Raw genomic sequence first — 13,085 nt, 5'->3', positions numbered from 1 at the left:
ACAGCCAATAATTACCAGCTGCCTGGCCCGTAACCATCAGGACATAGGGCACCACGTAAAGCAGTAACATGAAGTATGTCTTTATCCACATGGTTGTATTTGCATAAGGTGAAAGCTGATTCTTTTCAAAATAGGCGGAGACTTTCTCTGTTACAGCTTCGTAGAAGCTATCTGCGCCTCTGGGTGCGAAACGTACAATGGGTAGCTTTTCCGCCTTCATCTGAACAACATTTTAATTTGCAGATCGGATTATTTGCCCATTAAAGGAAACAAGCTTGCAAAAGTATTGTTTAGAAAAAATTAAATCGGCCCGGATTTTCATTTTGGTTAGGGCTTGTGTTGCGGAGATACCGCGAAAGCACCATGGGTGGTTTTTAACTTCGTCCCAATATTCATATCAAAATCCTGCAACGATTTCTGTTAAGATATCACGTTAAAAAAACGCGGACTCTTTTCAAGAAATCATCAAGATCAAAAGGTTTCAGGATAATATCGTCGGGACCTCCCTCTTTGTCCAATGACGCATAAAGGTTGTCAACTGCGGATACCAGTATAATCGGGATTACTTCCATCCCAGCGGTTTGCTTGATGCGCTTGCACAGGGTGCGGCCGTCAATATTCCCTATCTTCACATCAAGTAAAACCAGATCGGGGGAAAATTTAGCCATGGTTTCAATAACCGATTTGCCATTACGGAGACAACAGGTTTGATAACCGGCATCCCCCAGGATTTGGGCGAGCAGAAATTGTAGCTCAGTATCGTCATCCACAATCAATATTTTCTTTCCCATGGTTTAATCCTGTTGATCCGCAGTTTTCAGGTATAATGTAAATGTGCTCCCTTTTCCCTGCTCGCTATCTACCGTGATTTTCCCTCTTGCCGCCGTTACGATCCGTTTGGTCAGGTAGAGGCCAATGCCGTTACCTTCGATCTCCTGGTTGACTCTCCCGTGGACGTCGAAGATTTTTTCGGTATTCGTCTTTGCTATCCCGATTCCGTTGTCAGAAACTGTCAACACCATGTATTCGGCGTCCTTACGTGTATTGATCCGGATGATGGGGGCTTGCGCACTTCTGAATTTAATCGCATTCGAAATCAGGTTGTACAACACGCTCCTCAGGTTGTTTTTTGAGAGAAAGCAGTGGCTGACTTCAAAATCTCGCAGGATGACCGCTCCTGATAGGTTAATTTTGTTTTCTAGGCTCCATTCGATATGATCGATGATTTCCTCCAGGTCGACCTGTTCGGCGGTGATGGGTTCACTTTCGATTTTAGCGACGTGACCTATATCCTTGATAAGCGAGCTGAATTTCCGTATGGATCGGTTGATGACCTGCAGGTATTCGTTCAATGCCGGATCGGTGACTTTCTGATTGATGATGGTAATGCCCAATTCGACATTTCCCAACGGACCCAACAGGTCATGCGAAGCGATATGCACAAAGTTTTCCAGGTCTGCATTGATGCGTTGCAGACGCTCATTCCTTTCATCCAGTTCCAGCTGCAGTATTTTCAATTCGGTGATGTCGTTGAATGTAACGATGGCCCCGGCAATCTGGTTGTGTGCCTGTAAATACGGCATCGTCATCACTTGGTACCATTTGCCGTCTGCTTTTTCGACTTCCTTGGTCAACACGTTTCCCTTGGCAATCACCGCGTTGATATCACTTATTATCGTATCAAATTTGATGTTACTTGAAATATGGTGGAGTGGCCGGCCAATGTCGGTTTCACGTAAATTCATTTGGTCGATGGCACCGGGCGAAAATTTCATCAACAATAAATCCCTGTTTACGAATAGCTGGCCAGTAATGTTGCTGCGAAAATAATTATTCAGGTCATCATTGAGTTCGAGCAATTCCCTGTTTTTCAGCTCGTAGTCCGAATTGATGGTATGGAGTTCCTCATTTACCGATTGCATCTCCTCATTGGTGCTCTGCATTTCCTCGTTAGCGGAAATCAGCTCTTCATTGTACGATTGCAGGTTCTCATTGGAGGTGTCCAGCATCTCGTAAACGGTTTTGAGCTTTTCTTTGGCTTCTTTCAGCTGCGCTTCAAGGTCCAGCAGGTATTGGTCGTAATACGCTTTCTCATCAAATACCGGACGCTTACCAGGGAAGGATACATTGGATCGGTCTTCACAGAACGTAGCCACCACAAACCGTTGCTTGTCTAGAATACGGGTAAGCGGACTGATGGACAGGCTCACGGTCGTCGGTGCATCCCCATGATGGATGACGATGCCGTCTACGGAAGCTCGCTGGTTGGTTTGCATGACACGTGCATGCAACGTGCCGAATGCCAATGCAAGTGGTTTTGGCATGAGCGTGAGGATATCCGAGTTGAAATTCTCCTGGTGCAGGAATTTGGACGAATCGCCATAGGATTTCAGCACCCGATGTTCGTCATCGAGGCAGACAACGAGGTAGTCCATTTGGGACGCCAATTCGTGGTGCATGAGCTCAAGCAGGCCTTGGTTGGAATTGATGGGGTTTTCTTCCCTGACCAGACCATTTGTCCGTTGTTGCCCGGGCATTTCGGGCAAAACAAGCATGTCAAGGGATACTGATTTCCGGGCCTTGAGGTTTCTGTATATCCGCCATTTTTTATGTGTCTCCTCTAAGGAAGCGCTGATGGGGACGGGGGTTTCGCTGGCGCCCAAAAATAGATAACCCTGCATTTTAAGGCCAAATAGGAACATGTTGAACACCCTTTCCTGCAAGGATGGGTTCATGTAGATCAAGAGGTTACGGCAACTGATGAAATCCATGTTGCAGTAGGGTGGATTTTTGCTCAGATCGTGCTTCGCGAAGATGACCATCTTCCGTATCGCTGGAGAGACCCTGTAATGGTCGTCTTTTTTTATAAAAAATTTTTCCAACCGGTCCGCGGACACATCTTTTTCGATATCCTGGGGATATTCGCCATTCCCGGCGCGCAGCAATGCCTCTTCGTCAATGTCCGTGGCAAAAATTTTCACGGGGTTTCGCTCTGGATCCCATGTTTCCTGCTCAGCGATCAATACGGCCAGGGAATAAGCCTCCTCGCCGGTGGCGCAACCTGCCACCCACATTTTCAGCGGTTCCCCCGCCCGAAGCCTTTTCAGGATATCGGGCAATATCCGGCTTTTGATGAAATCAAATGCCTCCATGTTCCGGAAAAACGAAGTCACGCTGATCAGGAAATCCTTGGCCAGGATTTCCACCTCTTGCGGTGTTCTCCGCAGGAATTCCACATAGTTTTCCAGGGACTCGAAGTTGTTTTGCGCGGCCCTCCTCAGTGCACGCCTCATGAGTGTGGTCCTTTTGTAATCGGTAAAATCCAGCGAGGAGCGTTCCTTGATTAGGTCGGCGATGTCGATGAGGTATTTCTCATTTGCTTGATGGTCTGTTTTTTTGCTGAGCTGATGTGTTACGTATTGCTCGATGGCTTTCGGCATTTTTTCGGGATCCAGTACCTGATCGACCAACCCGGTGGCAATTACATTGGAAGGCATGCTGCTGAATTGTGAGTTTTCCGGATTGCGGGCGAGGACCATCCCCCCAGATTTCTTGATGGCCATACTGCCCTGGGTGCCATCGGAACCTAACCCCGACAGGACGACACCGATTGCCCTGGGGCCAATATCCGCCCCGAGGGAGCCGAAGAACATATCGATGGTGAGGTGCGGCCCGGCTATGTCTTCTTTGCTCTCCAAATACAAGCGCCCACCGCGGATGGTCATGAATTTGTTGTTGGGAATGAGGTATACCTCATTGGTTTTTACCATCATTCCGTTTTCGGCTTCCATGACGGCCAGCTTGCTGTGCTTCGACAGTAATTCGACCATGCGGCTTTTGAAGTTTGCGGACAAATGCTGGACAATGACATACGCGACCCCGTCAAGGGGCGTATGGTCGAAGAAGGTATTGATTTCCTCCAGTCCACCGGCGGACGCGCCAATGGCAATGATGTAATCGGGGATTGTTGTTGCCATATTCGTTGGTGATTAGGGTGCAATAACGCAACCTATTTCGTGAATCAAAAGTGGGGCGTGTTTGCGTTGTCAAGGTGAGTCATGGCCGCCGGTTCTACAGCTGAGCCTTTTGTTTGCATGACTTTCAAGAATAACCAAACTGGAAGTGTGGAGATGGTTACCTTTTTTGTTATTTCTTATGCCTCCTTTTGTGTAAAAATAGCGTAAATTAACTGGAAATCAAAATTTTATTTCGGAACCAAGGACGAATGGATTGGTCTGTTAGGGTAATCTGCTGCTGGTGGCATCAGGCCAACGATGATGAAAATATATATCGACGGGCGGTAAACAAATGGCGTTGCCGACAGTTATTTACTATGTACGATCATTAATAAAGATGATTAAAATAAAAGAACATGCAAACAAATGCAAAAACAACGGGTACCGCAAAGGCGGCTCCCAAATCAGCTAAACCTACAGGAAAGACCGGCAGGATGGAAGACTCTGATTTTCATAAGTTTTTTGTGGATGAACTGAAAGACATTTACTGGGCCGAAAAGCACCTGATGAAAGCCTTGCCCAAAATGAAGAAAGCGGCCACGAGCAAGGAACTGGTAGCGGCATTTGAAAAGCATACCGGCGAAACAGAAACCCATATCACGGCATTGGAGCAGGTATTTGGACTGCTCGATGAACGGGCGGCCGCTAAAAAATGTGAGGCCATGGCGGGTTTGCTGGAAGAGGCGGAGAGTATCATTGACGACACGGATAAGGGTACGCTTGTACGTGATGCAGCACTCATCATCGCTGCCCAGAAAGTGGAGCACTACGAGATAGCAACCTATGGAAGTTTACGGACTTTTGCCCATGTCATGGGGCATTCCGACGTGGAACAGTTGTTGCAGGACACCTTGGACAATGAGAAGGCAACGGATATGGCACTGACAGCGATTGCTGAAAACTTTGTCAACAAACAGGCCGCAAGCGAATAAAATTCGGACAGGTCTAGTGCTTATTGTAGAAAAAGCTGTCCCAGTTAATGGCGGGGCAGCTTCTTTTTTGTTCGCCCATGTGACAGGTTCCAACACCTGTTTGCATCATAAAATAGCTTCCATGCAACGTTTCATCCTCCTATCTTAGTGGCACTGTATATCAAATACATGGTCAGCCACAGGTGCAGGCTGATGGTCAGGGAGGCACTAAGCAAGCTTGGCCTACACGATGTTTTGGTAGATTTGGGAGTGGTAGAGATTCGCCAGGACCTCACAGATGAACAACTTCAGCAACTGAAGGAAAGGTTACTATTGATCGGCCTGCAATTACTTGACGACAAAAGAAGCATCTTGATTGAAAAGATTAGAACAATATCCCTGGCCAAAGAACGACGAAAGGTACACCGCTTAATCTTATAAAAAAGCGCTTTGCCTCAGGCCAAATCACCAAAGAAGAATACCTGGAAAAGAGGAAAATCCTGGAAGGATAATTCGTCTTCTACAGCTTTAACCTATGCATCATTCTGTATTGGAAAGCGTGTTTATTCCGCATGTGGGCAGCAGACGCCACTTGAGAGAGTGAAACAGGCGGGTTGATTGAAATATGATATTCAGCTTATTTAATTATTCGATCAAATTCGTTGCATTTAATATGGCTTCATAATCTTCCAAAAAGTTCGACATTTGTAAACTTGCCTCTACTTCGAAAATGAGGCGATTAACAAAGTTAGTCGCCTCTTTTCTTTTGTTATAATTTGCTAAAAATAAGCACCTACAAAAACAACAAATTAATTATCGGGTTCGACTTTCATCTGTTTCACTGTAGCTAATCGTTATATCGTTGATGGCATTTTTGGGATAGGTCACTCCCTACTTCCTCTTCGATATATCTCTCCTCTAGCTTATTGATTTTGGTACGATTTCCTGGTGCTGTTGCTGCAGGATACTCAGGGAACGCGGGCGGATTACCGCACCTAGCCATATTCTCATCTCAGCTTCCGATAAATTCAGAGACAAGACGGCAATAAAGGTTGATCAATTCGGATCTACGTCATGGAATGCGTAATCGCTCAAAAAACTCCCACATCAATTCGTTGGCATCGATGGCTTGCGACGGCGGCGCAGCCTGGGGTCGTGCCTGTTCGCCGCCCGGCCAGGAGTGGCCACCATCCTCGGTGAGGTAGTGCACCACAAACGGACTACCCGATTCATCTACCCATTGTTTCACCGTGTAACCCACTCCCTCCGTTACCTGTGGGGCGGGCAAGCAGCCGTTACGCGCTACCCATACGTTTAGTACCGAATCAACAGGCGGAAAATGATAGCCCAACGAATTGGTTCCGCCGCTATAGGGAATGATCTCATCCAATACGGAGTGCAGGTGGATGATAGGGACAGGGCGGGACTGTTCGGCCGGTGGGTCGAACACCATCGAGCAGCTCACGGGCGCTATCGCCGCGATCTTTTCAGGTATCTCCGCGGCCAATCGGTAGGCGAGCATGCCGCCGTTGGACATCCCGGCCACGTAGACGCGTTTGGTGTCTATGTGGTATTCGTTGAGCAATCGGTCGATGAGTGCGCTGATGAACCCCACATCGTCCACGTTTTCGCGCATCGCAAAATCGCAGCACGATCCGGCATTCCACGTCCGTATGCCGAGACGGCCATCGCTCCTGACACCATTGGGGTACACCGCCACGAATCCCGCTTCGTCGGCTTTCTCCGAGAAATGGTAGTTACGGGCAAACTGTACCGCGCTGCCTCCCGTCCCATGCAACCCGATGACCAGCGGGAGCAGGCTATCGCCTTCTCCATACTGGGGTGGCAGGTGCACGTTGAACGTGCGTGCACGACCGCCCACTGTCAACGTGTCCCAGTCAACAAGGCGCTCCCAATCCAGCCAATTTCCCCATGGATAACGGGATGCCGGATCGGGTGCCTCGCCAGCACATCCACCAAACGGAAGAAATGGCAACACTATCAACAGTGCCAAACGGATGTATCCCTTCGGTTTCATCATTTCCGGCGGCTTTTCAGTTCACCCTTCATTTCTTTCTGCATCTCCTTGTATCGCTTGTACTGATCCTTGTCAAGTACCTGCTTCATTTGCTCGTCGCGTGTTTCGCTGAGCGTTCGGTACTTTTTGAACTTCGACAACTTGGAACCTTCCGATGCCTTGAGCCCGGCCAGTCCTTCGAAGTATGCGGTATTGATTGATTTCACCATTTCCTGCTGTTCGTCCGAAAGATTCAATTCGGCTCGGTATTGCTCCATCTTGGCAAGCAGTTCCTCTTTCTGTTCATCGGTGAGCTTCGATTGCGCGAATGCGCCGGTGGTCAGGCCGCATACGGCCAACATTAGCACCCATTTTAAAACATTCCTTTTCATGACATATTATTATTTATTGATGCAAAGCTCAATAGAATTGGAACATGTGTGATGCAAAATGATCATGAAGCGGACAGATTGCCCGATGAGTAGGAACTCTATCCGTAGTAAGTAGCAAAACATTATCGGAAGCCTCACCTGCTTTATGTTTCCAGATCAACAGGGTTGCTTACCCGCATCGGAAGTGCTGAAATCCCGCTAGCGTTTTCTACGCAACCGCTTCCGTTGGATGCTCACTTGGATAGTTTGGTTCGCCGCGTTGCCCAACAGCGTACGCGACCGGTCGTTCGCCGCAATGGCATTCAGCCCATAATAGTAGTGGATACCAAACTGAAGCCGCCTGCTATGCAGCACCAGGCCGAACACCGGGCCGTAATCATAGCTGTCCAGATCATCGCGGTCAAATGTACCGTAACCATAAGCAAATGTCCCCTGGAAATCAAATTTACCACCGGTTTTCAAGGCGGCATATCCGCCCAACTCCACTCCCAGCCAGCGATTCGCATGGATCCCCAACACCAGCGGGAACTCAAAGTAGTTGATCCGGTAGCGGACATTGCCGCTGAATACATCCGCCGTCGAGTAGTCGATCCGCCCACCTTTCATCGAAAAGGCGACCTCCGGTCTGAGGTACACCCGCAGCGATAACGGTATGGTGGGGGCAATACCCCCTGAAAACCCAATCCTGGGACCGCCCTGATCCCCATGGTGACCGCTGAAGAAGCTGACACTCGTACCCAGTTTGAATAGCGATGGCCTCCCTGCCTGCGCAGCAGTCGTGAGGGTGACAAACAGCAGCACAAGCGCAGCAGCGAGCGACTTCAATAGTGAAGGCTCAAGATACCTGTTCCCCGATGCCGGTTGCAGCAGCTTTTTCTTTGCCGCACAATGCAATGCCTTGCATGCGGTTCTGGAAATTCCCAGTAGGCTGGCCGCCCCGCCATGCGTCAGCCCGTCAACGGCTATCAGGTTGAAGGCAGCCCGCTCCAGCGGCGACAACAGCGCCAAAAGCCCGTGGTATTCAGAAATAGCGGCTTTGGACTTTCCGTGTACCGGCCTACTGCACAGCGGCTTCTTCCTCATGTATTCCAGAAAAATGGGCAGTGCAACACGCTTGATAGCGGCCCGTACGGCCTCTTGTGAAGCGTTACCGGAGTTTGGCGGCAATTCCAGGCGTGCGCGTTCGTTGAAAAACTTCCGGAAACATTGGTCCACCGCCTTCTCCGCCAATACCTCATCCAGCAGGTACCGCAACGCCATGGCTTTCAGGAACCCCCAGTGTAATTTATATATCCCTTCCAGGTATGCTCTTTTCATCCCTTGTATTTCATTTTTCCTTTAAACAGGTCGACAAACCCATGGAAAACCAGCACGAACGGATTATGGCTTACGAAACCGCTGGTAATGCCATAGCGCACCTTTTCGGTTTCCGGCTGGTAGGTGCCGAAGAGCCGGTCCCACACCATCAGTACACCGCCGAAGTTCCTGTCGATGTAGATGGGGTTAGATCCATGGTGCACACGGTGAGCCGAAGGCGTGTCGATCACCCCCTCTAAAGGCCCAAGCTTCCCTACGGCCTCCGTGTGCATGAAAAACTGGTAAAGCAGGTTGAGCCCCACGGACAGCGCGATCAGGAGCGGCGGGAAGCCCAACAGCGCCATCGGCAGGTAAAAGAACGGGGTAACGATGGCCGAAAACCAGTTGAGCCGGTATGACGTGGTTAGGTTCATCCAAGGGCTGGAATGATGGATCAGGTGAAACGCCCACAGCGGCTTCCATGCGTGCGATGCCCGGTGGAACCAATAGTAGGTGAAATCCGCCGCGACAAACCCGATCGCAAATAACCCGACCGAGGGTTCGAAATCGAACAATCGGTAGCGGTATGCCCAGCCGAGGATAACCAGTTGGTATCCGGTAAACAGTACCTTGGTGAGCTGGAAGCCGGCCATGATACCCAGGTTGGTGAGTGTTTCCTTTACCTGATAGACCTTTTTATCGTTCCGCCAGCTCCAGACCATTTCGGCAACGATCAGCAGGAGCAGCATTCCGGCCGCTCCTATCCTGTAAGGTGACTCTTCCATGGCGTTATCAGGACTTTTTATAGACCACCGTCTTTTTCCGGACCACCGTGGTCGATGGCGGTGTCGGCTGTACCACTACGGGTGCCGGCGCGATGACGACAGGCCTCGGGGCAATCACCACAGGTGCGGGAGCCACCACCACGGGCCTTGGTGCCACTATCACGCGGGGTAACGGTCTTACCACGGTCACTCTTGCCGGTGGGAGCGGCGCCACGACCACCCGGCGTACCGGACGGCGGACAACGACAACCTGTGCATTCACTTCGGAGACGATGGCACCCAGTACCAGCGTCAGGGGGATGATAATCTTTTTCATGATGATATTCATTTTTTTGCATTTATTGGTTTGACCTGGCAAACCCCACGGAGTATGCTACTTTCAGATGAAAGGCCCACATCCGGATATGAACCGTCCATTACCATACCTGTACCCATAGCGTATCGGCGGCATGCACCCCGGTGAAGATGCCCAATCCACCCTCCACATTCGTGGGAGGTGCCACCAGGTCTGTGGAATTACTGCCATTACTTTCATACAGTGCCGCGTATTCCGGCTGGATGCGGTAGAGAATGACGGCATGTTCGCCGTAATACGAGAAGCGGCCAATTGATAGCTGTTGGCTGTCGCCCCGGTGCGGTGGCAGCCGGAAGGCAGGTTCCGGTTTCTCGAAGACGTCATCGCCGAGGTTGAACGTGATGGGCTGCGGGTTGGACTCCACGTTTTTCACGACCAGCAGGTGGTAGGCCTGTTCGGGGTTGTGCCAGGTATACTGGATGGGATCCGGCAGTTCCGCACCGCTTCCCGAACCGAATTGCGGCACGACGATATCCGTGGCCGAGGCGGTGACCGTACCGGGCGATTGCGGCACGGTGGTAGCGGCCGTGATCTCCCGCCCGTTGTATTCAAACGAAAGCCGGTAGCTGTCTCCCGGGATTACCGGGAGGTCGTCCGAGGTGTACTCGCCGGGAGCCGTTTCCACCAGGGGATAAGACTGGTCGCCATGGATGATCCGGAGCGTCAGGTTCGCCAAAGCCACGGCGGTGTCCACGTTTCCGTAGGTGATTTCCCGGGTCACCCGCACCACCGTTGGTTGTCCGGGCGCCAGGTACCCCTCTACAACGGGCAGGGGCTCGGGATGCACGCTTTCTTCCTTGGTGCAGGCATTGATCGCGGGCAAACCGAGCAGCACGGCGATCATCAAACGGTATGTTCTTGAAGTTCTCATGTAGCGGTTATTTCAGTTTAATGCTTACGGTGAGGTTGGGCGTAAAACCGAGGTAATTCACATCGGTCTCCACAATCTCGTTTTCCACGATATCGAAGTTTTTGTACCAGACATTGGTGCGGTTGTACAGGTTGAACAACGACAGCCCCAGTGTGCCGTTAAATTTGCCGGGGCGGCCGATGTTAAGCGTCACGGCGGCGTCCAACCGGTGGTACGCCGGCAACCTCAGCGCGTTCTTTTCCGATACGTTCAGGTAAGTCTGTACGGTCCTGTCCAATAAGGTCACCTGATAACCACCTGTTGGGGCGGTATAGGGTTTGCCCGTCATGTAAAACCACGAGAGCGAAAAATCAAATCTACCCAAACGATAGTTGTGCACCATCTTGAACTCGTTGCGGATATCGTTGGATGCCGGGAAGGCGTCCGGGCCGTATACGTCAAACCGGTTGGTCACCCCGGCCAGGGTATAGCCGATCCAGCCATTATAGCGGCCGGTCTTTTTCTGCAGCAGGAAGTCAATCCCCCTGGCAAGCCCCGTACCCTCATAGAAGAAATCGGCATAGTCCGCCCCTCCGCCCAGGGGCTGGAAGCGCAGGGTATATTCAGATAGTCCTTCCATCTCCTTCACATACGTTTCTGCGTCAACGAGGAACGCTTCATTCTCCCAACTGACCCCCGCCGAGTACTGGCGCGACAGGCTCACCGGGATACGGTCGTCATCGGCAAGCAGCCAGAAATCCCGGCTTCCGCGCAGCACATCTTCGCGCACCACCCGCTTGGCAAATTGGTTGTATTGCCCTGCGGACGCCTTTACCTTCACGCGGTCACTGATTGCGTATTCCCCGCGGAAACGCGGCTCAATATACCAGTCCCCCGTCGGGGAAAACGAGGTGAGCCGGATGCCCGGCACCAACTTGAGGCGATGGTCGGCCAGGCTCAGCGCGTCCTCGAAATACGTGGCCAGGGTATGCCCCCGGGATTGGCGGTCGATCAGCGTGAGCGTATCGTTCCGCGCATAGCGGTATCCGATGTCCTGGTAGCTGTACTGCACCCCGAATCCCAGTTGCTGGGTGGCCGACACCGACCATTCCCAGTCCGAGCGCGCCGCGTAGTCGTACAGCTGGTTATCCTCGATCGCGCCGCTGCGGAATTCCCGCTCAACGCCAAGCGTGTCCGTGATGCTGCTGTGCAGTGTATTGTTGCGTTCGCTGAAATAATTGGAGTAGCTTACCAACGTATGGCTGTAGAGTGCAGGGGTCCATTGCCTGCTCCACTTCAGGCTGGTGCCGGTATTGCCCCAACCCGTCACATCGGTGGTATTGGACAGGAACGACGAAAACCTGCGGCCAAGCCATCCCCCCCCGCCTGCCTGGATGCTGTTGTCCATATGGTCCCGGCCGTGGTATACGCTCCAGCTGAAGACATCGCCGCCGTCGCTGCGGTACGTGACCTTGGTGTTGAGGTCGTCAAACCATGACTGCACGTCGGCCTGCCCCCGGATACGGTCGGCAATACCGGACAGACGCCCGTCACTGCGCCCACGCTGGTTATCCACGGTAGCCTGGTCTTTCAGCTTGTCATAGAACGAAGTGCCGAAACTCCGCCGGTAGGTGGCAAGCACCGAAAGGTGTTCACCGATGGGCGTTTCCACGAACCCGTTCACGCTCAGGAATCCTACATCCATCCCCGCGTTGAAAGCGGTCTTGCTGCCTTCCTTGCCGGTGATGTCCATCAGGGCCGACAGGCGTCCGCCGTATTGCGCATCAAAGCCACCCTTGAAAAGCCGCACATCCTTGATGGCATTGGCGTTGAAGGCACTGAAAAAACCAAACAGGTGGTCCACATTATATACCGTAAACCCATCGAACAGCACTAGATTCTGGTCGGGCGTGCCACCCCGCACATACAGCCCTGCGGATTGCTCATTGCCCGCACTCACACCCGGCATCAGCTGGAATGCACGGAAGACATCTTTCTCGCCCAGTGATGGAAGCGTCGCAATCAGCCTGGGGTTCATGCGGATCATACCCACCTGCTCGTTGGCCTTGAACCGTTCGGGCGATTCGCCGGTTACCGTCACCTCATCCAGCGTTCCCGCAGCAGCCTCCAGCCGGACTACCCAATCAGCAACAGCGTCATCGGGGAGCAAAGCGTGCTCGTGAGCACGGTACCCAATGCAGGTAAACCGCAGCGTCAACGCGCCAGAGGGAGCACCCACCAGCACGAAGTACCCATCGGCATTGCTGCTCGTACTCAAGCGGGTCCCGACCACCGATACCGTAACGGCGGGCAGCGGCTCGCCAGTGGCACTGTCCGTGACCCGGCCCGATACGCGTTGCGCTGTCGCTTGGCCTGTTGCCCTCCCGGCGCACATCCATAATAAGCCTAATACTATAAGCGTAGTTAACTTCATCATATCAACCAGTTTGATTCAACAAAGCT

Annotated in this window: 12 protein-coding genes and 1 pseudogene; 3 read left to right on the top strand and 10 right to left on the bottom strand. The window is 51.8% G+C overall.

Annotation, left to right across the window (positions count from 1 at the left end; translation table 11 throughout):
- The 3 genes and pseudogenes from ACFQRK_RS21540 to ACFQRK_RS21530 all read right to left on the bottom strand — a co-directional run.
- Nucleotides 1-220 (bottom strand): annotated as a pseudogene (locus tag ACFQRK_RS21540) (hypothetical protein); the annotation flags it as partial.
- Between the two features lie 208 nt (nucleotides 221-428).
- Nucleotides 429-791 carry a PleD family two-component system response regulator gene (locus tag ACFQRK_RS21535; RefSeq protein ID WP_188505339.1) on the bottom strand — a complete coding sequence of 121 codons (363 nt, stop codon included), beginning with the start codon at nucleotides 789-791 and terminating at the stop codon, nucleotides 429-431.
- Between the two features lie 3 nt (nucleotides 792-794).
- The gene (locus ACFQRK_RS21530; protein WP_379010293.1) at nucleotides 795-3,977 is read right to left on the bottom strand and encodes a chemotaxis protein CheB; all 3,183 of its coding nucleotides are present in this window, start codon (nucleotides 3,975-3,977) and stop codon (nucleotides 795-797) included.
- Nucleotides 3,978-4,372: 395 nt separating this feature from the next.
- Between ACFQRK_RS21530 and ACFQRK_RS21525 the strand changes: the two genes are divergently transcribed.
- The 3 genes from ACFQRK_RS21525 (at nucleotide 4,373) to ACFQRK_RS21515 (ending at nucleotide 5,439) form a co-directional block, all read left to right on the top strand.
- Nucleotides 4,373-4,948 (top strand): ferritin-like domain-containing protein, encoded by a 576-nt coding sequence (locus ACFQRK_RS21525; protein WP_188505337.1) that lies wholly within the window; start codon nucleotides 4,373-4,375, stop codon nucleotides 4,946-4,948.
- Nucleotides 4,949-5,116: 168 nt separating this feature from the next.
- Nucleotides 5,117-5,368, top strand: coding sequence for a hypothetical protein (locus ACFQRK_RS21520; RefSeq protein ID WP_379010291.1), 252 nt, complete (start codon nucleotides 5,117-5,119; stop codon nucleotides 5,366-5,368).
- Nucleotides 5,323-5,439 carry an SHOCT domain-containing protein gene (locus ACFQRK_RS21515; protein ID WP_379010297.1) on the top strand — a complete coding sequence of 39 codons (117 nt, stop codon included), beginning with the start codon at nucleotides 5,323-5,325 and terminating at the stop codon, nucleotides 5,437-5,439. Before ACFQRK_RS21520 ends, ACFQRK_RS21515 begins: the two co-directional genes overlap by 46 nt.
- A 560-nt stretch (nucleotides 5,440-5,999) precedes the next feature.
- Here the strand turns inward: ACFQRK_RS21515 and ACFQRK_RS21510 are convergent.
- From ACFQRK_RS21510 to ACFQRK_RS21480, 7 genes are all read right to left on the bottom strand, one after another.
- Entirely contained in the window at nucleotides 6,000-6,968 is a 969-nt protein-coding gene (locus tag ACFQRK_RS21510; protein WP_379010289.1) for an alpha/beta hydrolase family esterase, read from the bottom strand.
- Nucleotides 6,965-7,336 carry a hypothetical protein gene (locus tag ACFQRK_RS21505; RefSeq protein WP_379010288.1) on the bottom strand — a complete coding sequence of 124 codons (372 nt, stop codon included), beginning with the start codon at nucleotides 7,334-7,336 and terminating at the stop codon, nucleotides 6,965-6,967. Before ACFQRK_RS21505 ends, ACFQRK_RS21510 begins: the two co-directional genes overlap by 4 nt.
- Nucleotides 7,337-7,534: 198 nt before the next feature.
- Nucleotides 7,535-8,653: an outer membrane beta-barrel protein gene (locus ACFQRK_RS21500; protein WP_379010286.1), complete on the bottom strand. Its 1,119-nt coding sequence runs from the start codon at nucleotides 8,651-8,653 to the stop codon at nucleotides 7,535-7,537.
- Nucleotides 8,650-9,417 (bottom strand): sterol desaturase family protein, encoded by a 768-nt coding sequence (locus ACFQRK_RS21495; protein ID WP_379010285.1) that lies wholly within the window; start codon nucleotides 9,415-9,417, stop codon nucleotides 8,650-8,652. The genes ACFQRK_RS21500 and ACFQRK_RS21495 overlap by 4 nt, the downstream gene beginning before the upstream one ends.
- Before the next feature lie 7 nt (nucleotides 9,418-9,424).
- Nucleotides 9,425-9,733, bottom strand: a complete 309-nt coding sequence (locus tag ACFQRK_RS21490; protein ID WP_379010283.1) for a hypothetical protein — start codon at nucleotides 9,731-9,733, stop codon at nucleotides 9,425-9,427.
- Between the two features lie 100 nt (nucleotides 9,734-9,833).
- Complete coding sequence (locus ACFQRK_RS21485) at nucleotides 9,834-10,643, bottom strand: DUF4249 family protein (protein WP_379010282.1); 810 nt, start codon at nucleotides 10,641-10,643, stop codon at nucleotides 9,834-9,836.
- Nucleotides 10,644-10,650: 7 nt separating this feature from the next.
- Nucleotides 10,651-13,059: a carboxypeptidase-like regulatory domain-containing protein gene (locus tag ACFQRK_RS21480; protein WP_379010280.1), complete on the bottom strand. Its 2,409-nt coding sequence runs from the start codon at nucleotides 13,057-13,059 to the stop codon at nucleotides 10,651-10,653.
- Nucleotides 13,060-13,085 lie beyond the last annotated feature (26 nt).

The sequence above is a fragment of the Parapedobacter sp. GCM10030251 genome (assembly GCF_042666505.1).
Lineage (GTDB): Bacteria > Bacteroidota > Bacteroidia > Sphingobacteriales > Sphingobacteriaceae > Parapedobacter.
The sequence above is the reverse complement of the archived record's forward strand: the minus strand, read 5'-3'. Positions and strand labels throughout refer to the sequence as shown.